The following is a 22,704-nucleotide window of genomic DNA, read 5'->3' on the forward strand; positions in this document are numbered from 1 at the left end:
GGACGATGCCCCCGCCGGACACCGGCCCCCCACCCGCAGGCGGCGGGGGCATCGTCCTGCCGGAACTCGGCCGGGCTGTGGTCACCTACTACGACCCGGCCGGCGGGGTGTGGCCGCTGACCTCGCGTGCGCTCGGCTGGTTCACGCTCGCCGAGGGCGTCTCCGGTCTCGGGGTGACGCCGTACGAGCTGACCTCGGACGCGCGGGCGCGCGGCGGCGCGCGGCTGCGGCACGTCCAGGCCCAGCCCCGGTCCATCGTGTGGCCGGTGCAGGTGCAGGGCGACACCCACCTCGAATTCGTCAGCCGGTGGCGGAAGTTGGCGACCGCGTTCACTCGCACCCTGCGCGAGGGCCCCGGCGTGCTGGAGATCGCCCGCCCGGACGGGTCCCGCCGACGCATCAACGTGTACTACCAGGACGGGTTCGAGGGACGGGGCACCAGGGGCTCCGGCTGGATCACGGACGTCGCTGTCATGACCCTGTGGTGCGAGGACCCGTACTGGGTCGACCCGGTCCCGGTGGTGGTGCACCGCGAGCAGGCGTCCTCGGGCAGCTTCTTCACGCCGTACCCCACGGTCTCCTCTTCCCAGGTACTCGGGGCGACCACGGTCACCAATCCCGGCGACGTGACCGTGTGGCCGACGTGGACGATCACCGGGCCCGCCACCCTGGTCACCTTCACGGTGACGCGGAGGACGAGAACCGGGGAGATCGTCACCGAGTCGTTCACCCTCAACCCCAGCAGCGTCGGCCACGGCAACCTGCTGGCCGGGGAGAAGGTCACCGTGCGCACCGACCCGCCGCAGGTCCGCTACCAGGACGGCTCGAACTGGGTCGGCGCGCTCAACTGGCCGTCGGCAGTTCTGTGGGGCCTGGAGCCGGGGGCCAACCAGGTCACCTTCGCCTTGTCGGGCTCCGGGCCGACCAGCGCGGTCGACCTCTCGTTCAACCCGCGGTACGAGACCGCCTGAGAGGAGGTGGAGCCCGTGGCCGTCCAGCTCCTCGTCACCAACCGGAACCTGGCCGTGCAGGGGGACCCGCTCATCGACTGGTCCAACCTGGACGTCACCCTCTCCTTCAATGAGCCGGGCAGCGGCAGCGTGGACCTGGTCGCGCACGCCGAGGTGATGGCCCAGCTCCAGCCCGGCAACCGGATCATGGTGATCCGGGACGGCCAGGTCTGGATGGCCGGGCCGATGGAGGTCCCGCAGGACTACTCCTGGGGGATCGCCGGGGACGGCGAACCGCCACCCGGCAAGGTGACCGTCACCTTCACCGACGACCTCGCGCTCCCGGCCGGGTACCTGACCTGGCCGTCGCCCGGCTCGGCGTGGTCGGCGCAGCCGGGCACGTCCCGGAAGATCACCGCGACGAACGCCGAACTGATCATCCGGACGCTGGTGAACGAGAACTGCGGGCCCGGCGCGCGGCCGGACCGGCGCATCCCGAACTTCGCCCTCGGCCCGGTGGCCGGGGTGGGCACCACGGTGAGCGTCGACACCCGCCTGGAGCGGCTGCTGGACCCGTGCCGCCGGGTGGCCACCGACGGCGGCGGCCTGGGCATCCGCACCCGGCAGGTGGGCAGCCAGATCCTGTTCGAGGTCTACCAGCCCGCCGACCGCACCGCGACGGCCCGCTTCTCCACCGGTCTGGGCAACCTGCGCGCCTTCACCTTCAAACGGTCCGCGCCGACGGTCACCCACGCCCTCGTCACCGGCGCGGACAACGCGGTCCCGCGTCCCTACGTCGAAGTCGCCGACACCACGGCGGCGGCCTCCTGGTGGCGTGTGGAGCAGCTGGTCGACTCCAGTGCCGACAGCAACGACAACGGCGCGCTGACCCAGGAGGGCAAGCAGGCCCTTGCCGAGGGCGCGGCGCCGGTGGAGCTGGCCACGGTCACCGTCGACACCGAAGACCTGTGCGCCGGCCGGGACTTCGGGCTCGGCGACCGGGTGACCGTCGCGCTGCCGACCGGCCTGGAAGTGAAGGACCTGGTGCGGTCCATCCGTCTCCAGGCCTCCCCACAGGACGGCGAGACCGTGACGTCGCTGATCGGCTCGCCGGACGCCACCACAGATCCGCAGATGGTGCGGTTGGTACGTGAGCTGGGCCGCAGGCTCGGCAGGATCGAAGCGAGGTAAGCGTGGCCGACGACTCCTGGCCGTCCCCGGCCCACAACAGCCGGGCCGTCACCGACATCGAGTACGAGAAGCTGGCCGCGCGCTTCTCCGACAACGGCGTGTACGGCAATCCGGCCGACACCGCGGTGGTCTCTGCGGGGACCGGTCTGTCGGTGAACATCCGCTCCGACGTCTACGCGAGTGTGCGCGGCCACGCCTGGTACTCCGGCACGTCCACCGTCACCCTCCCGATCGCGGCCAACAACAGCGGGCAGACTCGCCGGGACCGAATCGTTCTCCGCCTGGACCGCTCCACCTGGACGGTCCGGGCGGCCGTCCGGCAGGGCGCCGGCAGCACCGCACCCGACCTCGTCCAGCAGCTCACGGACACCGGCATTTACGAGATCCCGCTCGCGGTGGTGACCGTCCTGAACGGGGCGTCCAGCGTCACCGTCACCCGGTCCGAGCTGTACGCGGGTGCCCGCGTGCGCCCGTGCACGTCCACCACGCTCAACCCTGCCCCGGTCCCCGGCGAGGTGGCCGTGGAAACCGACACGGGCCGCGTCCGCGTGTGGAACGGCACCGCCTGGGTCCTCATCTACGACAACAACGGCGAGGTCGTGGTTGACCAGACCGTGGCCAACTGGAAGATCAGCACCTCCTCCGTGCTGGAAGTCCGATCCGGGACCGTCCACCTTCGCCTCGGCACCTTCCAGCGCACCAGCAGCGACCTGTCGGCCACGACGCAGAGCCGCCTGCCGCTGTTCATCCCGCCGGAGTACTGGCACCCCAAGCGCGACCAGTACGGCCTCGCCTACGTCACCGGCGTCCAGGTCGCCCGCCTCACCGTCTTCTCCGCCGTCTCCGACACACCGGGGCAGGTCCTGCTGACACAGCACCCCACCGTCCACGAAGGCGACTTCGTCCTGCCCGAGAGCATGAGCTGGGGGGTGAGCTGATGCCCCGCTTCCACTTCGGATCGGGCATGGCCGACTACGTTGTCCGGCCCACCGACGGCCTGTGGGGCGTGGCCCCCGGCACGGTCGTCACGTTCTGGGACTCGATCACCGACGGCACCCAATACACCGACCTCCTCGATGCGCTCGGCGCGCCGATCACCCAGGTCACCACCGACACCAACGGGTTCATCCCCTCCTTCAGCGGCCCCGTCGATGTCCCCGGCATGTGGGCTGACGCCGGCGGCACCTCCCGCGCCTGGATCGCGGCCCGGGACGGCTCGGCCGGACCGAGCAGCAACATCGGCCGGATCCAACAGGTGATCAAGGCGCTGGACACGCCCCGCTCGAACACCGCCTCCCCGGCTGCCGACCCTCACCTGACGCTGCCGGTGGAGGCGAACGCCACCTACGACGTCGAGCTGATCGGCGTGTGGAGCAACGGCGGCGGCGGCCTGCGGGCCACCTGGGCCGTTCCGGTGGGGACGTCGATGGTGTGGACCGACAACGACGGCGTCGGCGTCACCACCCCGGCCGGCGTCGTCACCTTCACCGCGACGACCGGCACCTGCTTCAAGGGAACGCTGGTCGTCGCTGACACCGCCGGCGCCCTGACGCTGCTGTGGGCGCAGAACACCTCGAACGCGGCGGCCACGATCCTGCGCGCCGGATGCTCGCTGAAGCTCGTCCGCACCGCCTGACCCCCATCCCGTCCTGCCCCTGCGCCGTCGGCCAGGGGCTTTCCTTATGCCCCTGGAGGGCCCATGCAGCTGGTCACGCGCGCGCAGTGGGGCGCGCAGCCGTCTCGCTACGAGCTGGTCTACATCGCCAGCACCCAAGGCGTGAAGATCCACTACGAGGGGTCTTACGTGCCGAAGTCCCTGGCCGACCCCGACGCGCACGACGCCTGCGCCGGCCACATGCGCGACATCCAGGCCGCCCACCTGGCCAACACCGCCGAGGACTACAGCGACATCGCGTACAACGCGGTCGTCTGCCCGCACGGCGCAGTGTTCGAGGGCCGCGGCGTGCACCGGAGGACCGCTGCAAACGGCAACCAGACGCTGAACACGGCGCACTACGCGGTCTGCGCCATGGTCGGCTCCTCCGGTCTCGTCCAGCCCACCGACGCCCAGCTCAACGGCCTGGTCGACGCGATCGAGTGGATGCGGTCCGGCGGAGACGCCGGCAGCGAGGTACGTGGTCACCGCGACGGCTACGCGACCGCGTGCCCGGGCGATGCGCTGTACGCCTGGGTGCAGGCCGGCGCCCGCCGCCCGGACGGCACCGGGCCGATCGGCGGATCCGGTGACGGCACCTCCGGCGGGACGGAGATCGCCCGCTACCAGGTCACGATCAACGGCTTGACCTACGGCTACGGGGCGAGCGGCGACCACGTCACCAAGGTCGGCCAGGCGCTCGTCGCGAAGGGCTTCGGCCGGCACTACGAGGTCGGGCCCGGCCCGACGTGGAGCGACGCCGACACCCGCAACTACTCCGACTACCAGGTCAGCCTCGGCTACTCCGGGACCGCTGCGCACCAGGACGCCGACGGCGTCCCGGGCGCGGTGACCCTTGAGCAGCTGCTCGGCTACCTCCCGGGCAGCACGAGCACGACCGCGGTACCGCCGTTCCCGGGCCGCTCCGCGTTCGTGCTCGGCAAGAGCAACCCGGCCGTCGTGAGGCTGGACCGGGCACTGATCAGGAAGGGCTTCACCCGGCACCACGACGGCAACGGCTACCAGGCCGGGCCGAAGTTCACCCAGTACACGCGGAAGAACGTCGCGGACTTCCAGCGGTCCGTCAAAGCCCTCGCCGGCGACCCGGACGGCTACCCGGGCCCGGAGACCTGGCGGCGACTGCTGTCGTAGCGGCCTGCCCTCGCCATCCCCCTCTGCCCCACTCATTCCCGCATCCGAGAGGACCGTCCATGCCCGACTTCCCCCTGCCCACCGACGCCGACACCGTCGTGAAGACCGGTGCCGCCTACGCGAAGGACCTCGCCGAGCGTACGATCGCCAGCTTCGTCGGAGCCGCGTGCGCGGTCGGCGTCGCCGCTGGCCCGGCCGACATGTTCACCGCCTCGTTCTGGCAGACCATGGGCGCCTCGGGGATCGCCGCGGCCGTCTCGCTGCTGAAGGGGATGGCCGCCCGGGCGTTCGGCACGAAGAACAGCGCGTCCCTCGCCAAGGGCGTCTGACCCGACGAGGAGCGGCACGTGCCCGAAGACCCCAGCGTCGGCGAACTCGGGCGCGCCGTCGCAGCCCTGCGCCAGGAGATCCAGGCCATGGGCCAGGGCATCAACGCCCGCCTCGACAAGGTCGTCTCCACCGAGGTCTACACGCTCCAGTCCGCCTACACCGACCAGCGCATCACAGCACTGGGTCAGGAGGTGCAGAAAGTCGCGGACGCCAGGGACGCCCTGGAGACCGCCTTCGAGCAGTACCAGCTGGCGGAGCGGGACCGGCGCGAGCGTGAGCGGCAGGCGCGCCTCTACCAGATGGTCCTGCCCGTCCTGATGGGGCTTCTGTCCGCGGCGATCGCAGTGTGGGCGGTGGTGGCACGGTGAGCGTCGCGCGCAGGACCCACAGGCGGCATCGTTGGCGGCTGCCGCGGGCGGAGTGGCTGATCGTGGCGACCGGCCTGATGATCGTCTTGCTCTTGGGCTGGCTCGCCATCCAGGTAGTGACCCTGTCGAACGACCTGCACGCCGCGACCGGCGCCCGAGATGCGCTCGCCCGCCAGGTCGAAGGCCTGGGCGGGACGCCGATCGCGGGGCCGCCCGGGAGCCGCGGCGAGCCGGGGGCGTCGGTGACCGGACCGCCCGGACCGCCAGGTGATGCGGGTCTACCGGGGGAGCCGGGCCCCTCCGGTCCTCCGGGGCCGTCTGGTTCACCCGGGAGGAAGGGCGCCGATGGTGCTGACGGCCCTGTTGGCGCGGCCGGCACGGCCGGTGCGCCTGGGCCCGCTGGTGCTACTGGCCCCGCCGGACCTGCGGGGCCGCCTGGGCCCCAGGGCGAGCCCGGCCCGCCTGGACCGCAGGGCCCGGCAGGCGAGCGCGGCCCGGCAGGACCGCAGTGCCCCGACGGGTACAGCCTCCAGCACCCGAGCTGGGACGAAGATGCCCTAGTCTGCCGCCGGGACGGCGCCGAGCAGCCGGGCCATCCCACCCCATCACCAGCGTCGTCGCTCACGGTGCTGGGACTGCCGGCAGACCGGCGCCGCATCGCATGAGGACCATACGAAGTGCCCCCTCTCGCCTACGGGCGAGAGGGGGCACTTTCTTCGTGTTCGGGTCAGCTGCGCTCGCTCATTGCCGCGCGCAGCCAGTCGAGCGGGGCCTGGGTCAGCAGCTGATCGGCCAGTCGCTGCCCCGACTCTGTGACGATCCGGGCCCGACTGTTGTCGACCCAGCGCTGGGCCGCCTCGTAGCCCTGGGCTCGGTATTCCAGGCCCTGCAACATGCACTCCAGCTTGTCCGCGTCGCGCGCGCAGATGGCCTCCGGCGTCTCGCGCGCCTCGTACTCGGCGACGACCGCGCGGACGGCCGCGCGCAGTACCTCAGGCATGCCGGCTGTCTGGTCCGCTGTCACGGCCTCCGGGTCGCCCGGAGCGGCGTACTTCTTCCCCAGATGGTTCACGTCGCCCGTGCGCGTCTCCTGAGAGTCGTGCCAGACCGCCAGGTGCGCGGCGCGTGCGGCATCTGCGCCCTCCAGAGTGGCGATGACCGAGGCGATGATGGACGTGCGCCAAGCATGCTCGGCGACGCTCTCAGGATCACGAACGCCCGCCATCCACCAGCCCGTGCGACGGGCATTCTTCAGCGTGCCTGACTCCCACAAGAAGTGGGCTACGTCCGCGAGATCCTGGTCACCCACAGGTGTCCCCTTTCACGCCTCGGCGAGGCGGATTGCGTATCGGATGCCCTCCAGCTCCCGCCGAGCCTGTGGCGAAAGCTGGGAATCATCCAACATCATGGGAAGGCGCTCGCGCAGGGCCCTTCCGGCAGCCGAGCGTGCACGCAACAGGTTCGGGCGGGCGGCAAGCAGCGCCCACAGCGTGTGGACGTTGAGGTCAAAGAAGCCGTGCCGTGGGGTGAGGCCGCGGACCAGGTGGGCCATGAGCCGATCGCCGTGCCAGGACCCCGGCGTCGCCTCCCCGATGAAGTCGTCCGACAGCTGGATGTGCGCGGACTCCCCGACCCAGTAGGCCCAGTAGTTCAGATTCGCCGCCTCGGCGCGGTCGTCGCCACCCAGGGTGTGGCCGATGAAGTGGGCCATCCGGTCCCGGTCGCCCTGGCGCGCGGCTACGGCGGCCACGGAGCGGGAGTTGAGCCACTGCGTCAGCCAGTCGTCCGGCCGCTCGGTCCGCTGCTGGTGCGCCAGCCACTCGGAGGTATCGGCGTCCTGGTCGAACCCGGCGAGGTAGAGGGCCTGCCGGCGCAGCAGGAAGTCGCGGCCTCCACGGGCCTGCTCGGCCGTCTCCCGCATGCGGCTGAAGAAGCGCCGCCGGTCAACCGTGGGCAATTCTGGCGCCGTCGGTACCGGCCCGCGGCGCGGCCGAGGGGGCGCCGGCAGGTCGCGCAACGGAGTGGGGGTCACGCCGTTCAGCGGCCAGGTGAGCACCTCAACGAGATCACGCTGCAAGACCCAGGCGCCAAGCGGGCTGGGGCCATCAGGCGCATCGTCCTCCAGCACGCTGGCCAGCAGCATGTCCGCTTCCAACGCACGTTCGAGAGCAGCAAGCAGGTCAGGCGCCGTGCCCATCTGCATGAGCCGATGGCGATGCACCAGCATCTGCCCCACCGGCAGGGAAGTCAGCGGACGGCGCCCCGTCTCCCAGCCCGCGACCGTGTCGGGCGCCACCCCGAACACCTCGGCAAGGCTGTCCTGCGTGTGCCCTAACTGTTCACGAATGACCCGGAACACGTACCCCGAGATGATGCCCGAACGGCCCCGTCCCGGCGAACCCTGGCTGCCGGTCAGGGTTGCCTTCGCCTGCTGTCCCATGGCGTCCCCTTGCCCGCCCTTGACGGGCCCTTACCCGTACTCACAGTCACTACAAGCGGTGATCACCCCTACCTACTGTCAAGGGTGATGACCGGGCAACTCAGCGTAGTGGGAGTGATGCCACCATGACCGCGCCTGCGGAGAAAACTCTGGCGCTCCGAGACAGCAGGACGGAGGCCACACGGTGACGGGATCGCATGTGCAGCCACTTGGCCCTCCTGCCGCCTACGACCAGCGGCCCTACTCGCTCGCTTCATCGGACCCCACCGCGGGGACGACCGTCGACCACATCGACCGGCAGGCGATCGCCCGCTGGCTCCTCGGCGCGGTCCAGAGCGAGCAGCAGGAGCAGGCCCGCATCCAGTGGACGGAGGCCGGAGGGATCGCGCTCCTGCCGTGCGGTGGCCTCTTCTCCGCCGTCCGCGCCCCTGCCCACCTGGTGTGGGCGGCGGCCGGCACCGAGGAACTGCCGGTGGTCGACGCCTTCCTCCGTCAGTGGTTCGACGGTGGTGCGGCATTCGCCGACCTTCACGCCCTCCTGTACTACTTCCTGGTGCCCTCCTCCACCGCCTGGAAGTGGACAGACCGGCATCTGCCCGGCGTGGAGTACCTGGGCCGTGATCACTACCTCGGCGTTCCCGCCGTCCACCTCACCGAGCCCCAGGGACGCGGGTACTGGTGCCTGCCGATGGACTCCGCCGGTGACCTCTGCTACCCGGACGAGGTGGAGAAGCTCCTCCACCACGGCCGTGCGACCCGCAGCGGGGTAAACGCCCAGTGACCGTGCAGATCGCCGATGAGCTGGCACGCCTACACCGGCTCGTCAGCTGGTTCGAGGTGCCGCTGAACCTGCCCTCTTCGGCCCTGGCCGGCGAGGCGTGCGTCTGGTGCGTCAGCCCCGTCGACGGCACCTCCGTGGAACTGGAGCCGTCGACCCCCCTGCCTCGGTGGGGCTGCATGCCCTGCTACTCCGCGCGCCTGGCCTGGTACGTCAGCTGGTACGACTGGCACCGGCACTTCGACACCTGCCTCCACTGCCAGCAGCGGCGCACCTGCTACATCGGCCATGGCCGGCGCGTCCTGCACGAGCAGACCATGGGGCCCATCGACAAGCACCCCGAATGCTTCATCTGTCCCAGCCCCTTGCTGGCGGGAGACCTTGTGGGGCCCGTGCGGTGGGAGGGCGACTCCCGGTTGTACCTCGGATACGCCCACCTTCGATGCATGACCGGGAGACCGAGCAGCCGCTGATGCCGGCCCCGGCGCGGCGAGCGCCCCCGTCCTCGCCCCCGGGGCCACCCTGGCCCGGCACACCACGCCGACCTTGGGTGTGCCGGGCCACCCACCCCTGTACGTCACGAGAAAGGGACACCGTGCTCCCCCCAGCACCGCCCGGCGTCGTCCCGTACATCGCGGCCTGGAGTGAAGAGCGGCTCCTGGAACCGCCGCTCGTGCCCAGCCGACGGTACGGCCTCGGGTACGAGGACGAATTGCCGGCTGACCGGGACACCTTCGGTCAGCTGTGGGTCCGCCCGGCACTCCTTCGACGGTCCCTGCGAGGGCGACCGCAGCCGCACGTGATCCACCCCTACCGGCAGCGTCGGGCCATGCTCAACGCGATGTGCCAGGTCTGTTCCCGGCCGGCGGGCCCGGACGGCGGTCCGTACTTCTGGCTCCTGCGCAGCACGGGCGGCCCCATCCAGGACGGCGAACGAACCGCCAGCCCGCCGGTGCACGTTCCGTGCGCAGCGATCTCCGTCCAGCTGTGCGGCGCCCTGCGGGGCGGCCGGTACGTCACGGCGTGGGTCGACGCGGCCCCGGTGTGGGGCGTCGCCGGCGTCTTCTACAGCCCCCGCACCCTGAAGCCGACCGTCAGCAAGCTGGAGTACATCGAGTACGGCGCCCCTGACGCCCGCTGGAGCGTCGCGCACCGACAGGTTGTCCAGCTGCACGGGGTCCGGCCCGCGGACCTGAACGCGGAGATCGCTCGGCTCGGCACTGACCGGCTCGAGCAGGAGTTCGCCCGCGTCGCGGGCCTGGTGGGGGCAGGCCGATGAGGTTCCGGAGGCGGCGCAGAGTCCCGGCCGTGACTCATCACTTCGTTGACCCTTTGGTCCAGGAGGACGGCATGCACGCGTACAGCACGATCATCCAGCCCCTCACCGTGGACACCGTCCAGGCAATCCGCCAGGACTGCCACACGGCCCTGTACGCACCGCCACAGCAGCCCGCACGACTGGTGCAGCTGCTCCGTCGGCTGGTGGAGCACGTGAGGCTGCTGCGTCCTCATGTCGCCGACCTGGTCCAGGAGGAGCTGCGCGGCGAGCAGCAGCGGACCGGGCTGCTGGTCCTGGTGCGCGCGGACGAGGTCCTCGGCGTCACCCGCCCGCTGGTCCCGCTGTGGGAGCGCGTCAGCGACCTCGCCGTGAGCGTGCGCGCACTGCTCAACATGCTCCAGCTCGCCGGCAAGCTCCCCGCCCCACAAGACCCCCCGGCCGCGGCCGACGACCCGGCCCCCTGACAGCGCACGCCGAAGTGGAGACAGAAGCCATGCCATCCCCCGTGACCGTCGCAGTGCGGCCTCACGACCATCGGGAAGAGTGGGAAGCCAGCTGGTACCGCGAGCGCCTCGCCGACCCCAGTCTCCTCGCCGCCAGCATCGCCGTCGTCATCGGCCGCACCAGCTACCTCGCGGTGCCGGTCGGCCCCGGCCGGCACGGCGGCTACATCTCCATCGGCGGCCCCGAGGCCGCGTGCTACTTGCACCGCGCCCTCGCCGGCCGCGCCGGGTTTCCCGCCGTGCGCATCCGCTGGTCCGCTCACCCGAGCGTGTACCACGTCGTGGAGTGGGGGGAGCCCGTTCCCGAGACCGAGGACGACACCGTACGCGGCGCGTTCTACGGCTACAGCGCGCGGGCAATCCGTTCGTTCACCGAGGAGCTGACCTCCCGTGAGCAGTGACCGATCCGGCGAGACGGACGGCGAGGACGTCGGCGCCGCCCAGTCCGAAGCACAGCCCGCGGCGTGTGCCTTCCACCTCCTGTTCGGACTGACCATCCCTGTAGGCGAAGACGGCCGCGGCTGCCAGCGGTGCGACAACGCCCCGACGGACGCCGATAACTACGGAGAGGACGACGACGATGAGCTGTGACCGACCGGAAACCGAGGACGCTCCCGTACAGCGCATCTCCATCACCTTCAGTGCGCTCGGCGTGCGCGTGCAGGCGGACGGCCGCACCGGGAAAGAGGCTTGGCAGAGCCTGCGCCGGCAGCAGCCCCTGCTCGCCTGGGCGGCGCTCGGGTACGTCGTGCTGCTCGTCGTCGGCGTGCTGAGTCTGCTGGTGGTCGTCCAGTGACGAGGCCGACGATCACCACCGTGCTGGCGCGCGCAGTCCCGCCGCCCTGACCACCCCCGTCGACCTCATAGACCCCTGCCCGGCGGCCGGGCTGAGACATGCTCGGCTGTCGGGCAGGCACCAAGGCACCACCCCCATCGAGGAGAGGAAGCCGCATGTCCCAGGTCGAGATGCCCACCGTGGACGCCGTCGCCGGCGTCGCGGCGCGGATCCTGAACAACATCAAGAAGGACCCCGAGTTCGCCGCGTTCCGGGCGGCGTCGCTGGAGTACTCCGAGGACTGGCAGTGCTTCACCGGATTCCCGGTGATCGACCGCTGGACCCTCGAAGCCGACGCCCAGCCGCTGTTCGAGGAAGGCCTGCGCGCCCTCGCGCTGAAGGCCGCCGTGTACGAGGCCACCGGCGACGACCAGGCGGCCGAGATCGCGATCGCTGTCCCGGTCGATGAGATGACGCACGCGATGCTGGCGCAGGCACAGCTGCTGACGGCGATCGCGGCCCGCGTCGGGGCCGTCGTCATCCACCAGACCGACCAGGAGCACACGGACTACCGGGCCGGCGGGTACACCCACGACTGCTACCGCGCGGCGTGGGGCGAGCCGCCGGCCCGGTACTGGCTCGACCACGAGGAGGTCGTCCGGCGCCGCGAAGTCCTCGCGGGCCTGTACCAGAGCATCGGGATGGGCCGATCCGGTCGGGAGCACAGCATCACCTTCGCCGCGGTCGCGGCCTAGCCGAGCGCGGCGCGCAGCACTGCCGTGATGTCCGTGGCCGGGTCTGAGGCGAGCAGGAGTTCCGTCGCCTGGCGGATCACGTCGTCGCAGACCTCGGGCGGTGCTGCGTCCAGTGCTGCGCGCACCCACGCGGGGACCTCGTCGGCCTCTACGGGCGGCGGGGTCTCCCAGGGCAGCGGGAGGCTATCGGTGGCGTACGGGGCTGCCGGCAGCCCGACCCGCTCGGGGTGCACGCACACCGGGATGCCGGCGGCGGTGACCCGGTGGCCGGTGGCCGGGTCGAAGGGGCAGTCCCGTGAGGGGCGGTCAGCGACATCGAACCGGCCGCCGGGCAGTCGCAGGGAGGGGCACACGCCGCACACTGGTCGGCCGTCCCGCGCGAACGGCTCGCTGTCCGTCATGGGCAGCACGCTAGCGGAGAGGGAGGGCCCATCGCCCGTCTGCCCCGGGGCCCGCCGGCGCACTCCGCGCTCGGCGGCGGCCCACCCCGCCGGTCCGCTCTTTGGCCGGCGGCGGTCCTATCTGACGAGTTCGGCGAGGGGCACGTCGAGGGCGTCAGCGATGAGCAGCAGGTGATCCAGAAGGGTGCTGTGCGTGCCTTGCTCGATCCGGTTGATCGTCTTGCGGTCGAGCCGCGCCAGCTCGCCTAGTTTCTCCTGCGAGAGTCCGCGCGCGCCGCGAGCGGCGCGGATGGCGTCCCCGATGGCCCGGCGGCGGGTGAGTACCCAGTCGGGCAGGGGATCAGATGGCACGCATACACGCTGGTCAAGATCGTGATCATTGTCTGTACCATCCTTGGTACATCGCCAGGGTGATTTTCGGCCGCCACGCAAGCCTCTCGGGATGCAAACGTGCGTTCGACGGACGTGATCCTTGACCTATTGCCAAATATGTATTCAGAAGACAACTATTGAGCTTGCAACAACCCAAACACGCACGTCAGCAGGTGGCACACATGACCGATGAGCCGTCCCAGCCCCCACCGGGACCCCTCACCGACTTCCAGCGCGCCCGGATCGACTACGCCCGCCGGGACCTGGAATACGCCCGCGCCGAGGATCTGGCGCAGCTGCCACACGACGGCCTGATCCTGCTGCTTGAGCGCCTGCGGACTCGACTCGACGACACGCTGTCCCTGATCGAAGAGATCACCGGCGGCTCGCGCGACATGTAGGGGTAAACGACTTTGTGGCCCCAGAAGACAACCATGCCGAGGGACATGCCGAACCAGCCCCAGCCGCTGATGTCGTGGTCGTTGTACCAGAACATCACAGTGATCCCTTCTCTCGGTGAGGGGCGGAAGGACTCCGTCTGCCCGCGCTGGTGGCGCGGTACTAGCAAGTTCCCTCGTAGTAGCGGGCGGGCACATGGGGCCACTCGGCCCTTGTGACCGGGACAGACGACCCCTACGCAGTGGGGGTATGCCGGGCGAGGGTGGAGGTGGATTACGTATCGCTTCCCAGGCCCGAAGGAGTCCGTCATGGGTGTGGCCTGTCTCGTCGGCGGGCTCGCCTCGGCCATCGGCCTGTCCGCCCTGATCTACCCCCTGACCCAGGCGAACGCCAACGGCTGGACCTCGGTGGGCTTGTGGGTCCCGCTCGTGGCCGCGGCAGCGGGGTTCACGCTCTTCTGGCTGATCGAACGCCGCGCGACGGCGCCGCTGCGGATGGCTGCCGGGGACATCGCCTGCGGGCCGGCCTGCCCCTCCTGGGCGCCATCGTGGCCGCCCAGTGGCCCGGCGACCTGGCCCGCACCCGCCCCGCCGGCACCGCCTTCACCGACGAGATTGCCGACAGCCTGCTGATCAACGCGGCCATCGCCCTGGTCGCGGCGGTGCTGGCCATCGCGACCGTACACACCACGCGCACACCCTGTGAGGATCACGCCGCGGCTCCGGCCGCCCAGCGACAGAAGGGAGTTGAACGGTGATGCCCACCGCCACCGACAGCGACCACGCCCGGCACCCGGCACCGCCCGGATACCACGACCACAAGGCCGACCACCTCGCCCGGCTGCACCGGGTGGAGGGACAGGTACGCGGGATCACCCGCATGGTCGACGACGACCGGTACTGCATCGACGTGCTCACCCAGATCGGCGCCGTCACCCACGCGTTGCAGGAAGTCGCCCTGGGCCTGCTCGACGGCCATGTACGGCACCGCGTGCTGGACGCGGCGCGGGCGGAACCCGCCGACGCCGAAGCCAAGTTCGACGAGATCACCATCGCCTTGCGCCGCTCCCTGCGGCTGTGAACCGCAGGCAGACCGCCCGGGCCGCCGACTGCGGCACGATCCGCCGCGCGCCCACGAAGGAGGAAGAGCCGTGCTGATGAACCGGATGGAGACGGTACTGGTCAACTCCCCGCCCCGGCGCTGGCTGCAGCGCTGGTACGAGGTGCCCGCGCTGCGGCGCATGGGCGGGGAGTTGCCGCCCGGCGCCCACGTCCTGGAGATCGGCTGCGGCCCCGGCTACGGCACCCAGCTGCTCCTGCGCGACATGGGCGCGGCACGGGTCGACGCCGTCGACCTCGACCCGGCGATGATCGCCCGGGCACGCCGCCGCCTGGCGCCGCTCGCCGACCGCGTCCGGCTGGCCACCGGCAGCGCCACCGACCTGCGCACGGCGCTGGGCGCCGGGGATGACACCTACGACGCGGTCTTCGACTTCGCGATCATCCACCACATCCCCGACTGGCGTGCAGCACTCGACGAGATCGCCCGCGTCCTGCGCCCCGGAGGGACCTTCTACTTCGACGAGGTCACCGCGCTCGCCCTGGCCACCCGCACCTACCGCCTGCTGTTCGACCATCCCCGCGAAGACCGGTTCACCCCGGCCGACTTCCTCACCGAACTCGACCGGCGCGGCTTCGTGACCGGCGGCCACCACCGGACCTGGCGGGCCGACCACTACCTGATCGGCGCCGCAGCGTACCGGCGTCCGCAGGCCTGAGCGACAGGAGTGCGAGCGGAGGCGGGTGTGCCCGCGACGCCGGTGAGTGTTGGGCGGCAGAGCCCTCCGGAGTGCGGCGGTGGGCCATACGGCCCCACTGCCGCCGCCCCGCCGCGACGGCCGCGCCTTCAGATGTAGCCTCTCGCCATGAATACCCACCCGGGTATTTCGGGTTCGAGCACGTCTGCCCGGGCAATTCGGCGCAGGAAAGGAGAGCGGACATGGCGTACGACCGGATGAAGGTCGAGGTGGCGGCGCCCTTCGGTGAGACCGTGGAGCGGGTGCGCACCGCACTGGCGGAGCAGGGCTTCGGTGTGCTGACCGAGATCGACGTGACGGCGACGCTGCGTGCGAAACTCGGCGCCGAGATGGAGGACTACCTGATCCTGGGCGCCTGCAACCCGCCGCTCGCTCACCGGGCACTGGAGACAGACCGGTCGATCGGGCTGTTGCTGCCCTGCAACGTCGTCGTCCGCAGCGCAGGCGACCGGACCGTCGTCCAGGTGCTGGACCCGCAGTCCATGGTCGATCTCACCCGGCTGGAGGCCCTGAAACCGGTGGCCGATGAAGCGGCCGCCCGGCTGCAGGCGGCCCTGGCGTCGCTCGCGTGACGCTGCGGGCGCGGCAGTAGGCGGGCTGCGGAGCGGGCCCTGCGCACACCCGGGGTGGTCTCGGGGATTGCGGTCAGTCCGTGCGGCAGCCGATGAGCGTCGAGGCGGCCGGCCGGAAGGCGGTGCCGGTGAGCGCCCTGGCCAGGACCGTGATGAGTCAGCCGTGAGCGGCGATGAGCTGGTCCAGGCGGACGCCGGGGAAGTCGCGCTGGAGGAGGTCGGCCTGCCAGTGGTTGCGGAAGAGGGCGAGCTGGGCCTTGTCGCGGACGCGGGTGAGCGCCTCGCCCCTGATCCGGGAACGGCCCAGCGCCTCGGCGCCGGCCGCATCGGTGGCCAGTGCGAGGCGGTACGGCAGTGGCTCCAGCCTGACCGGGGCGGAGAACTCGCCCGCCATCCGGGCGGTGACCACCTCGAACTGCATCGGGCCGACCGCGGCCAGGACGGGGGCCTGTTCGCCGCGCAGATCGGAGACGAGCACCTGCACCACGCCCTCCTCGTCCAGTTGGGCGATACTCCGTCGGAACTGCTTGGAGCGGCTGACGTCGACGGGCCGGGCGACGGCGAAGTGCTCGGGTGCGAAGGAGGGGATGGGCGGGAAGACGGCGGCCTGGCCCGCGTAGAGAGTGTCGCCCACCCGAAGGCTGTGGGCGTTGACCAGGCCGACCACGTCGCCGGGGTAGGCGATGTCGACGGTGGAGCGGTCCTGTCCGAACAGGCTGTGCGCGTACTTGGTGGCGAACGGTCTTCCGGTGGCGGCGCGCGTGAGGGTCATGCCGCGTTCGAAGACGCCGGAGCACACCCGTATGAAGGCGATCCGGTCTCGGTGCCCGGGGTTCATGTTCGCCTGCACCTTGAACACCAGCCCCGCGAATGGCGCGTCGACGGGGCGGGTGCCGCCGCCCGCCAGCTCCCGCGGCCCCGGGGGCGGGGCGAGGTCGATGACGGCCTCCAGCAGCAGGCGTACGCCGATGTTGGATATGGCCGCGCCGAAGAACACCGGCGTGGTCCGGCCCGCCAGGAACGCCTCCTGGTCGTGCACGGCGCCGGCGGCCCGCAGCAGCTCCAGCTCCTCCACCGCCTGGTCCCAGTCCGTGCCCTCCTCGGCCGCTGCCTGCTCGGCCGGGATCGCTTCCTCGACGGCCTCCTGGGCTCCGCCCAGGGTGCGGGTATAGCGCAGCATCTGACCGGGCGTTCGTACGGCGATCAGGCCGCGCAGATTCCCGGCGTCCCCGACCGGCCAGGTGACCGGGGTGGGCCTGAGGCGGAACTCGCGCTCGATCTCGTCCAGCAGCTGCAGCGCCTCACGACCGGGCCGGTCCCACTTGTTGACAAACGTGATCACGGGAATGCCGCGGTGGCGGCAGACGTCGAAGAGCTTGCGGGTCTGCTCCTCCAGGCCCTTGGCCGCGTCGATGAGCATCACCGCGCAGTCCACCGCGGCCAGGACGCGATAGGTGTCCTCGGAGAAGTCCGCGTGGCCGGGGGTGTCCAGCAGGTTGAGCACGCACCCGCGGTGCGCGAACTGCAGCACGGCGGCGGTGATCGAGATGCCGCGGGCCTTCTCCATCTCCATCCAGTCCGAGGCCACCCGACGCCTACCCGCCTTGCCGTGTACCGCCCCTGCCCTGGTGATGGCGTGGGCGTGCAGCGCGAGAGCCTCGGTGAGGGTGGACTTGCCCGCGTCGGGATGGCTGATCACCGCGAAGGTGCGCCGCCGCGCCGCCTCATGGGCCGCAGCCGCTCTGACGTCCGGGATCACCGCACCGCCTCCGCACCGGTGATGGCAGCCGCCACGGCGCCATGAGCCGGGTGAGGCATCCGAACCGAGAGTGGACGACGCCGTACGCCGACGTCCGCTCCCGGCACGGGTATGTGCACCGTGCGGCGACCTCGACCCGGTACGTGCCCCATGCAGCCAGTTCCTTGTGCCTGTTCGTCAGTCTCCGGATCGGGGTGTCCTCTGCTCAACGGAGTCGAGAGCTCGGGGCAGATGTTCCTTCGCCGGGCGGTTCCTCCATATTCCATGGTGTCCGCCTGCTGGTCCACGGCCTGACCACATCTGATCGTGGATCGGCGACGTGCGAGCGGTCACGCCTTCAGGGCGCCATGCGCTCGCCGGGCTGGAGTAATGCGGCGGAGCTCCTCTTGATCGCCCTCAGAGATTCGGCGCCCGCGCGATCGGGTCAGGGCGCTGTCGACCGTTCCTGATACGAAGGCGCAGCCGCGACCTCGACCGCGCTGAACCGGCGGCCTGACCTTCCGCCCCAGCTGGCCCGTACCTTGGCGGCGTGCCGACCGGCCCACCCAGTTGGCCACATGCTCGGGCAGCGGAGCACCGACGCGTCGGGATGGCCGCGAGCGGGCATGCGGCGAGAAGCGCCTACGACTTCGCGTCCATCACGCCGGCCCGCCAGAGCCCGATGACGGCTGCCACCACACCGCCCGCCAGGTAGAAAACGGAGTGACCGCCGGGGAGGACCTCCAGGTCGCTGAACTCCTCGATCCAGTTCACCACGATGACCACCAGGCTCAGGCAGAACAGGGACCATCCGAAGATCCTGTTCGGCACGGACCGGGTGTGCACCCTCCCGATCTTGACCTTGTTGTGCTTGATGCTGCTGCTGTCGCTCATGCGCTCGCCTTCTCCGCTGCGGGGGCATCCGCCCCGGTGTCCCTCTGCGTGATGTCCTCCACGCCCGGGCGCCGCCGGGCCGAGATGACCAGGTAGGCGACGGCGCCGGCGAACACCGCGACCGAGGTCCAGTTGTTCAGCCGCAGGCCCAGGAACTGGTGCGCCTCGTCGATCCGCAGGTACTCGATCCAGAACCGGCCCGCGGTGTACGCGGCCACGTAGAGCGCGAAGGCCCGTCCGTGGCCCATGGCGAAGCGCGCGCCGGCCCAGATGACCAGTACCGCGACGCCCACGTCCCACAGCGACTCGTACAGGAAGGTGGGGTGGAACGTCGCCACGTCCGCGTAGCCCTCAGGTCGCTTGTCCGGGGAGATCTCCAGGCCCCAGGGGAGGGTCGTCGGGCGGCCGAAGAGTTCCTGGTTGAACCAGTTGCCCCACCGCCCGATGGCCTGCGCGATGGCGATGCCGGGCGCGACCGCGTCCGCGTACGCCGGGAACGAGACCCCGTGGCGGCGGCACGCGATCCAGGCGCCGAGGCCGCCCAGCGCGATGGCGCCCCAGATGCCGAGGCCGCCCTCCCAGACGTACAGGGCCTTGATGGGCTCGCCGCCCTCGCCGAAGTACGCGTCCGGGCTGGTGATCACGTGGTAAATGCGGCCGCCGACGAGCCCGAAGGGCACGGCCCAGATGGCGATGTCGGCGACCGTCTCCTTCTTGCCGCCGCGGGCCACCCAGCGGCGCGTGCCGAGCCAGACGGCGACGAAGACGCCGATGATGATGCAGAAGGCGTACGCCCTGAGCGGTACCGGACCCAGGTACAGGACTCCGGTCGAGGGGCTGGGCAGTGCGGCGAGTTGCATATCCGCACTATAGGCGATTCAGCTAAGTAGATTAGTAAATTGCCGGTCATGCTCGGACCCACCGTCGGTCGTCGTGGGCGGGACGGCAACGCGCCGGGCGCGCCGTACGAACAGCAGGAGCCCGACGAGCACGGGCGCCCCCAGCAGCACCTCGGGCCATACGCCGAGCCACTCGGAGAGGGTGAGCTGCGAAGCGAGCGGCACGCGCTCCACCAGGTGACCGCCACGCCAGGTCCCCAGCCGGTCCATGACCTGTCCGTCCGGCCCGACGATGGCGCTGACCCCGCTCGTCGAGGCGAGGGCGACCGCGCGTCCGTACTCGATCGCGCGGATGCGGGCCATCGCGAGCTGCTGCTCGGACTGCCCGGCCTGGATGCCGCGCTCGTACGTCGCGTTGTTCGTCTGGACGACGAGGAGGTTGGCGCCCGCCCGTACGGTGTCGCGGACCCGGTCGTCGTACGCGATCTCGTAGCAGATCACGTCACCGAGCCGCGCCCGCCCCGCCTCCAGTGGGGCCGTCGAGGTGCCCGGCAGCAGGTCGCGGGGGATGAGTTGGAGCGCGCCGAGACCGCCGAGGAGCGAGCGTGCCGGGATGTACTCGCCGAAGGGGACGAGCTGGCGCTTGGCATACCAGGAGGCCGGGCCCTGGCCGGGCAGCCACAGCTGGCCGGCGTTGTAGGCCCGGTCGCCGGGGGCTTCCAGCATGGCGCCGATCAGGAGGGGGCTGTCCAGTTCCCGGACCGAGTCGGCGACCAGCGAGCCGAGCTCCGGATTGCGTCCCGGATCGCCGTCGAGGGAGTTCTCCGGCCACAGGACGACGTCCGGACGTGGGACCTCGCCGCGACGTACGGCGTCGGCCAGGGCCTTGGTCTCACGGGCATGGTTTTGTGCGACGCCGCGCACTCGGGCCTGCTCCTCCAGCGTGCGCTCGCGTTCGACGTTGCCCTGGACGACGGCGACCACGGCGCTCGGCCCGGATGGTCCCGGGGTGGGGAGGACGACCGGTGTCGTGATCAGGGCGACCGAGCCGAGGCCCACGGCCGCGCTGATGTGCCGACGGCCGCCGCGCCACTCCGTCACGCCGTACACCAGCAGTGATCCCAGGAGCGCGACGACGAAGGAGAGGGCTGGGCCGCCGCCGACTGCGGCCCAGCCCGCATAGGGGGCATCCGCCTGCGCGAAGGCCAGTCGTCCCCAGGGGAAGCCGCCGAGCGGGGCCCGACCACGTACCGCCTCCAGGGCCACCCACCACGCGGCGGTGTACAGCGGCCAGGCCGGCAGCGCGAGCAAGCGGGGCAGCGGCATCGCGGCGAGCGCGAAGAACAGGGCCTGGACCGCCGTGAGGGCGAGCCACGGGACCAGGCCGAGGTTCGCCAGCCAGATGATCAGCGGGGCGAGGAAGGCGAGGCCGAAGATCCCGCCCGCGGCGAAGGCGGACCGGGCGCGCCGCCCGTGCACCGCCATGATCAGCAGAGCCGGACCGAGCGGGGCCAGGAACCACCATCCGACCGGCGGGAACGAGGCGTAAAGCAGCAGTCCACCGGTGGAGGCCGCTGCCCAGGAACGGAGCGTGGCCGCACTGGGGCGGGGCACGCGCGGAGGACCGGCCCTCACGAAGGCACTGCGCAGACGTTCGCGGTGCGCAGTCGCCGGACCAGCGCATGGACGAGCAGGGCTACCGACGCCACGGCGAGCACCGGCTGCACCGGCGCGAAGTACGACAGGGCGCCGCTGACACCAATGGCCAGCACCACGAGCTTGTTGCAGATCGGACAGCCGACCGCGAAGGCCGACAGCAGTCCCGCGCCGAGGGCGCGAACGGTACGGGGACGCTCGGGCGGCCCGGCCGCGGGGACGTCGGCCGGGCCGATGCGGACGTACGTGGCCACCAGGAGCCCCTCGAGCGCGGAGCTGACCAGCCACACCGGGTAGTTCCACCACAACACCGGAGTCATCCGCGTGTAGAAGGGGGTCGGTACGACGCCTGTTGGGACGCCGATGACGAGTGCGGCGATCAGTGTCACCGCTACTGCCACGACCCATCTGCGGGCGGGCCAGGTGCGCATGGGGCTGCTCCTCGGGATCGGACCGCCGACCGGAGGGCCCGGCGAACGGGGGGCGCCTAGGGACGTCTCCGGTCGGCGTCTGGCGGCCATGCTAAGTCACTAATCGCCTTAGTAGCAATGAGGGCTTGATCGATGGATCAATGGCGAGAATGGCGGGGCCGAGGCTCGATGACGCGCTGGCCATGGGCAAGGCCGGTCATGCGTCGCTGGTAGGAGGCTGTGTCGATCCGTCCGTGCAGCAGTAGGCCGGCGCACCACCGCTCCTCATCCTCAAGCGCCGCGCGCCTGCCCCTGATACGGGACAGGGGAGGGCGCCGGCTCTGGTATGTGCTGACCAGCCGAGCTATGTCGTAGAAGATCGCGGCGAGAAGCAGGCCGCCGATCAGTATCGCTATCGCGGCCATGGGACCAAGGCCCAGTTCACAAGGTTTCGCGTGTGTCCTTCTGTGCGGCGCGCAGCTCGGCGACTTCCTTGCGCAGCTCGTCCAGCTCGGAGTGCGTCGCGGGTGAGTCGATCGAGCCGCTTCGCCGTGATGTGTGCAGCCCCCCGCGCGTCATGAACCACATCATCAGGCCCATGCCGATCGGGCAGGCCAGGAGGAGCAGTGGATAGAGGGACTGAGGCATAGGGGCCTCCGGGTGCACTGTGGAGCGCTCATCGAAACCGCTGCACGGCTTCTACTAAGTAGGCTAGATGGGGGGAGGGGTACGTGCCAGCCTGCCGTGCCCATTGCGCCGTGTGGCGGCTTGGTCGCTAAGTGCATCTCTCGATGTCGCTCGCGTGCTGGTTGCGGTGTGACTGGTGAAGTTGACGGTGAGTTTCGTGGGCGTGGGCGGCGGAGGTGCGACGTCCGGGCCGCATTGCTGGGCATTTGGTCCGGGGGCGGTGCGGTCTGCGCGAGTGAGGCGCGCGCCTTCCCTTGCGGGGGTGAGAGGTGGGCGCCAGCTCTGGTGCGAGGTGACCGTGCGGGCCGTGGCGTAGAGGGTCGCGGCGAAGGGCAGTGCAGCGGTCACTGCCGCTGCCGTGGCCATGGGGTTGTTGTCGCTCCCGGGCTCAGTTCCGCAAAGGCTGCGGCGTGTCCTTCTGCGCGGCGCGCAACTCCGCGATCTCCCTGCGCAGCTCGTCAAGCTCGGCCCGGCTCGATGCCGAGTCGTTTCGCTGCAGCGCGTGCGAGCCTCCTCGCATCATGAACCACATCATCAGGCCCATGCCGATCGGGCAGGCCAGGAGGAGTAGCGGATACAGAACCTGAGGCATGGGGCCCCTCCCGGTGGGGTGTGGATCGCTCGCCGAACCCACGGAAGCTACTAAGAAGTTTAGATAGTTGGGGGAGTTGGCGCCAGTCTCCCGATATCCATGCGCGGAAGGTGGCTGCGGGACTGTTACGTCCGGGGTGGGCTGGCTTGCTTG

The 22,704-nt window shown here is 70.8% G+C and carries 31 protein-coding genes; 20 read left to right on the forward strand and 11 right to left on the reverse strand.

The annotated features are described in order from the left end of the window. The 7 genes from CCN44_RS12750 to CCN44_RS12780 all read left to right on the forward strand — a co-directional run. The coding region (locus CCN44_RS12750; protein ID WP_414820496.1) for a phage tail family protein at positions 1–971 on the forward strand (971 nt) is incomplete at its 5' end. Positions 972–986: 15 nt separating this feature from the next. After that, positions 987–2,141, forward strand: a complete 1,155-nt coding sequence (locus CCN44_RS12755; protein WP_086697701.1) for a siphovirus ReqiPepy6 Gp37-like family protein — start codon at positions 987–989, stop codon at positions 2,139–2,141. A gap of 2 nt (positions 2,142–2,143) precedes the next feature. Continuing rightward, the gene (locus CCN44_RS12760) at positions 2,144–3,079 is read left to right on the forward strand and encodes a hypothetical protein (RefSeq protein WP_086697702.1); all 936 of its coding nucleotides are present in this window, start codon (positions 2,144–2,146) and stop codon (positions 3,077–3,079) included. Between the two features lie 26 nt (positions 3,080–3,105). Continuing rightward, a complete protein-coding gene (locus CCN44_RS12765) occupies positions 3,106–3,777 on the forward strand; it encodes a hypothetical protein (protein WP_143649720.1) in 672 nt (223 codons plus the stop codon). Positions 3,778–3,840: 63 nt separating this feature from the next. After that, the gene (locus CCN44_RS12770; protein ID WP_086697704.1) at positions 3,841–4,947 is read left to right on the forward strand and encodes a peptidoglycan-binding protein; all 1,107 of its coding nucleotides are present in this window, start codon (positions 3,841–3,843) and stop codon (positions 4,945–4,947) included. A gap of 59 nt (positions 4,948–5,006) precedes the next feature. After that, the gene (locus tag CCN44_RS12775) at positions 5,007–5,276 is read left to right on the forward strand and encodes a hypothetical protein (RefSeq protein ID WP_086697705.1); all 270 of its coding nucleotides are present in this window, start codon (positions 5,007–5,009) and stop codon (positions 5,274–5,276) included. Between the two features lie 18 nt (positions 5,277–5,294). Then, the gene (locus CCN44_RS12780) at positions 5,295–5,645 is read left to right on the forward strand and encodes a hypothetical protein (RefSeq protein WP_086697706.1); all 351 of its coding nucleotides are present in this window, start codon (positions 5,295–5,297) and stop codon (positions 5,643–5,645) included. A gap of 727 nt (positions 5,646–6,372) precedes the next feature. Here CCN44_RS12780 and CCN44_RS12790 read toward each other — a convergent pair. Next, the gene (locus CCN44_RS12790) at positions 6,373–6,954 is read right to left on the reverse strand and encodes an HD domain-containing protein (RefSeq protein WP_086697707.1); all 582 of its coding nucleotides are present in this window, start codon (positions 6,952–6,954) and stop codon (positions 6,373–6,375) included. Positions 6,955–6,966: 12 nt separating this feature from the next. Further along, positions 6,967–8,085, reverse strand: coding sequence for a helix-turn-helix domain-containing protein (locus tag CCN44_RS12795; RefSeq protein WP_086697708.1), 1,119 nt, complete (start codon positions 8,083–8,085; stop codon positions 6,967–6,969). Between the two features lie 199 nt (positions 8,086–8,284). Here CCN44_RS12795 and CCN44_RS12800 point away from each other — a divergent pair, with 199 nt between their 5' ends. The 8 genes from CCN44_RS12800 (at position 8,285) to CCN44_RS46140 (ending at position 12,175) form a co-directional block, all read left to right on the forward strand. Beyond that, a complete protein-coding gene (locus CCN44_RS12800; RefSeq protein WP_086697709.1) occupies positions 8,285–8,866 on the forward strand; it encodes a hypothetical protein in 582 nt (193 codons plus the stop codon). After that, a complete protein-coding gene (locus CCN44_RS12805; protein ID WP_237480939.1) occupies positions 8,863–9,336 on the forward strand; it encodes a hypothetical protein in 474 nt (157 codons plus the stop codon). The genes CCN44_RS12800 and CCN44_RS12805 overlap by 4 nt, the downstream gene beginning before the upstream one ends. Before the next feature lie 356 nt (positions 9,337–9,692). Beyond that, positions 9,693–10,142, forward strand: coding sequence for a hypothetical protein (locus tag CCN44_RS46135; protein ID WP_244203911.1), 450 nt, complete (start codon positions 9,693–9,695; stop codon positions 10,140–10,142). A gap of 71 nt (positions 10,143–10,213) precedes the next feature. After that, a complete protein-coding gene (locus tag CCN44_RS12815) occupies positions 10,214–10,606 on the forward strand; it encodes a hypothetical protein (protein ID WP_086697711.1) in 393 nt (130 codons plus the stop codon). A gap of 41 nt (positions 10,607–10,647) precedes the next feature. Then, positions 10,648–11,046: a DUF6302 family protein gene (locus CCN44_RS12820; RefSeq protein WP_086697712.1), complete on the forward strand. Its 399-nt coding sequence runs from the start codon at positions 10,648–10,650 to the stop codon at positions 11,044–11,046. Then, a complete protein-coding gene (locus CCN44_RS12825) occupies positions 11,036–11,236 on the forward strand; it encodes a hypothetical protein (protein WP_086697713.1) in 201 nt (66 codons plus the stop codon). Before CCN44_RS12820 ends, CCN44_RS12825 begins: the two co-directional genes overlap by 11 nt. Further along, positions 11,226–11,441 carry a hypothetical protein gene (locus CCN44_RS12830; protein WP_086697714.1) on the forward strand — a complete coding sequence of 72 codons (216 nt, stop codon included), beginning with the start codon at positions 11,226–11,228 and terminating at the stop codon, positions 11,439–11,441. Before CCN44_RS12825 ends, CCN44_RS12830 begins: the two co-directional genes overlap by 11 nt. A 155-nt stretch (positions 11,442–11,596) precedes the next feature. Then, complete coding sequence (locus tag CCN44_RS46140) at positions 11,597–12,175, forward strand: hypothetical protein (RefSeq protein WP_237480935.1); 579 nt, start codon at positions 11,597–11,599, stop codon at positions 12,173–12,175. Here CCN44_RS46140 and CCN44_RS12840 read toward each other — a convergent pair. Further along, positions 12,172–12,576, reverse strand: a complete 405-nt coding sequence (locus CCN44_RS12840; RefSeq protein WP_086697715.1) for a hypothetical protein — start codon at positions 12,574–12,576, stop codon at positions 12,172–12,174. The two genes, CCN44_RS46140 and CCN44_RS12840, sit on opposite strands and share 4 nt — an antisense overlap. A gap of 117 nt (positions 12,577–12,693) precedes the next feature. Then, positions 12,694–12,927 (reverse strand): helix-turn-helix domain-containing protein, encoded by a 234-nt coding sequence (locus CCN44_RS12845; RefSeq protein WP_086697716.1) that lies wholly within the window; start codon positions 12,925–12,927, stop codon positions 12,694–12,696. A gap of 203 nt (positions 12,928–13,130) precedes the next feature. Here CCN44_RS12845 and CCN44_RS12850 point away from each other — a divergent pair, with 203 nt between their 5' ends. The 5 genes from CCN44_RS12850 to CCN44_RS12870 all read left to right on the forward strand — a co-directional run bounded on the left by CCN44_RS12850 (position 13,131) and on the right by CCN44_RS12870 (position 15,735). After that, on the forward strand, positions 13,131–13,349 hold the full coding sequence (locus CCN44_RS12850) for a hypothetical protein (RefSeq protein WP_086697717.1): 219 nt from the start codon (positions 13,131–13,133) through the stop codon (positions 13,347–13,349). Positions 13,350–13,894: 545 nt separating this feature from the next. Next, entirely contained in the window at positions 13,895–14,104 is a 210-nt protein-coding gene (locus tag CCN44_RS12855) for a hypothetical protein (RefSeq protein WP_086697718.1), read from the forward strand. After that, entirely contained in the window at positions 14,104–14,427 is a 324-nt protein-coding gene (locus CCN44_RS12860) for a metal-sensitive transcriptional regulator (RefSeq protein WP_086697719.1), read from the forward strand. The genes CCN44_RS12855 and CCN44_RS12860 overlap by 1 nt, the downstream gene beginning before the upstream one ends. A gap of 76 nt (positions 14,428–14,503) precedes the next feature. Continuing rightward, positions 14,504–15,124, forward strand: coding sequence for a class I SAM-dependent methyltransferase (locus CCN44_RS12865; RefSeq protein ID WP_086697726.1), 621 nt, complete (start codon positions 14,504–14,506; stop codon positions 15,122–15,124). Positions 15,125–15,345: 221 nt separating this feature from the next. Continuing rightward, complete coding sequence (locus tag CCN44_RS12870; protein ID WP_033314365.1) at positions 15,346–15,735, forward strand: DUF302 domain-containing protein; 390 nt, start codon at positions 15,346–15,348, stop codon at positions 15,733–15,735. 157 nt (positions 15,736–15,892) lie between these two features. Here the strand turns inward: CCN44_RS12870 and CCN44_RS12875 are convergent, their stop codons facing one another. From CCN44_RS12875 to CCN44_RS12910, 7 genes are all read right to left on the reverse strand, one after another. Next, the gene (locus tag CCN44_RS12875) at positions 15,893–17,494 is read right to left on the reverse strand and encodes a peptide chain release factor 3 (protein WP_237480933.1); all 1,602 of its coding nucleotides are present in this window, start codon (positions 17,492–17,494) and stop codon (positions 15,893–15,895) included. A 621-nt stretch (positions 17,495–18,115) separates the two neighbouring features. Beyond that, positions 18,116–18,367, reverse strand: coding sequence for a hypothetical protein (locus CCN44_RS12880; protein ID WP_033314364.1), 252 nt, complete (start codon positions 18,365–18,367; stop codon positions 18,116–18,118). Further along, a complete protein-coding gene (gene lgt, locus CCN44_RS12885; protein WP_033314363.1) occupies positions 18,364–19,227 on the reverse strand; it encodes a prolipoprotein diacylglyceryl transferase in 864 nt (287 codons plus the stop codon). Before lgt ends, CCN44_RS12880 begins: the two co-directional genes overlap by 4 nt. Positions 19,228–19,245: 18 nt before the next feature. Beyond that, the gene (lnt, locus tag CCN44_RS12890; protein ID WP_051814995.1) at positions 19,246–20,820 is read right to left on the reverse strand and encodes an apolipoprotein N-acyltransferase; all 1,575 of its coding nucleotides are present in this window, start codon (positions 20,818–20,820) and stop codon (positions 19,246–19,248) included. A gap of 17 nt (positions 20,821–20,837) precedes the next feature. Continuing rightward, a complete protein-coding gene (locus CCN44_RS12895) occupies positions 20,838–21,293 on the reverse strand; it encodes a hypothetical protein (RefSeq protein WP_033314362.1) in 456 nt (151 codons plus the stop codon). A 420-nt stretch (positions 21,294–21,713) separates the two neighbouring features. Continuing rightward, positions 21,714–21,920, reverse strand: coding sequence for a hypothetical protein (locus CCN44_RS12905; RefSeq protein WP_033314360.1), 207 nt, complete (start codon positions 21,918–21,920; stop codon positions 21,714–21,716). A 427-nt stretch (positions 21,921–22,347) separates the two neighbouring features. Beyond that, positions 22,348–22,551: a DUF2933 domain-containing protein gene (locus CCN44_RS12910; protein ID WP_033314359.1), complete on the reverse strand. Its 204-nt coding sequence runs from the start codon at positions 22,549–22,551 to the stop codon at positions 22,348–22,350. Between the last annotated feature and the right edge of the window lie 153 nt (positions 22,552–22,704).

Source organism: Streptomyces tricolor (assembly GCF_002155905.1).
Lineage (GTDB): Bacteria > Actinomycetota > Actinomycetes > Streptomycetales > Streptomycetaceae > Streptomyces > Streptomyces tricolor.

Excerpts from the sequence above, each read along its gene's own strand:
- lgt (WP_033314363.1), bottom strand. The coding sequence starts at position 19,227 with ATGCAACTCGCCGCACTGCCCAGCCCCTCGACCGGAGTCCTGTACCTG.
- CCN44_RS12795 (WP_086697708.1), bottom strand. The coding sequence starts at position 8,085 with ATGGGACAGCAGGCGAAGGCAACCCTGACCGGCAGCCAGGGTTCGCCG.
- CCN44_RS12895 (WP_033314362.1), bottom strand. The coding sequence starts at position 21,293 with ATGCGCACCTGGCCCGCCCGCAGATGGGTCGTGGCAGTAGCGGTGACA.
- CCN44_RS12815 (WP_086697711.1), top strand. The coding sequence starts at position 10,214 with ATGCACGCGTACAGCACGATCATCCAGCCCCTCACCGTGGACACCGTC.
- CCN44_RS12770 (WP_086697704.1), top strand. The coding sequence starts at position 3,841 with ATGCAGCTGGTCACGCGCGCGCAGTGGGGCGCGCAGCCGTCTCGCTAC.
- CCN44_RS12910 (WP_033314359.1), bottom strand. The coding sequence starts at position 22,551 with ATGCCTCAGGTTCTGTATCCGCTACTCCTCCTGGCCTGCCCGATCGGC.
- CCN44_RS12850 (WP_086697717.1), top strand. The coding sequence starts at position 13,131 with ATGACCGATGAGCCGTCCCAGCCCCCACCGGGACCCCTCACCGACTTC.
- CCN44_RS46140 (WP_237480935.1), top strand. The coding sequence starts at position 11,597 with ATGTCCCAGGTCGAGATGCCCACCGTGGACGCCGTCGCCGGCGTCGCG.
- CCN44_RS12905 (WP_033314360.1), bottom strand. The coding sequence starts at position 21,920 with ATGCCTCAGTCCCTCTATCCACTGCTCCTCCTGGCCTGCCCGATCGGC.
- CCN44_RS12870 (WP_033314365.1), top strand. The coding sequence starts at position 15,346 with ATGGCGTACGACCGGATGAAGGTCGAGGTGGCGGCGCCCTTCGGTGAG.
- CCN44_RS12830 (WP_086697714.1), top strand. The coding sequence starts at position 11,226 with ATGAGCTGTGACCGACCGGAAACCGAGGACGCTCCCGTACAGCGCATC.
- CCN44_RS12765 (WP_143649720.1), top strand. The coding sequence starts at position 3,106 with ATGGCCGACTACGTTGTCCGGCCCACCGACGGCCTGTGGGGCGTGGCC.
- CCN44_RS12840 (WP_086697715.1), bottom strand. The coding sequence starts at position 12,576 with ATGACGGACAGCGAGCCGTTCGCGCGGGACGGCCGACCAGTGTGCGGC.
- CCN44_RS12880 (WP_033314364.1), bottom strand. The coding sequence starts at position 18,367 with ATGAGCGACAGCAGCAGCATCAAGCACAACAAGGTCAAGATCGGGAGG.
- CCN44_RS12775 (WP_086697705.1), top strand. The coding sequence starts at position 5,007 with ATGCCCGACTTCCCCCTGCCCACCGACGCCGACACCGTCGTGAAGACC.
- CCN44_RS12860 (WP_086697719.1), top strand. The coding sequence starts at position 14,104 with ATGCCCACCGCCACCGACAGCGACCACGCCCGGCACCCGGCACCGCCC.
- CCN44_RS46135 (WP_244203911.1), top strand. The coding sequence starts at position 9,693 with ATGCTCAACGCGATGTGCCAGGTCTGTTCCCGGCCGGCGGGCCCGGAC.
- CCN44_RS12865 (WP_086697726.1), top strand. The coding sequence starts at position 14,504 with ATGAACCGGATGGAGACGGTACTGGTCAACTCCCCGCCCCGGCGCTGG.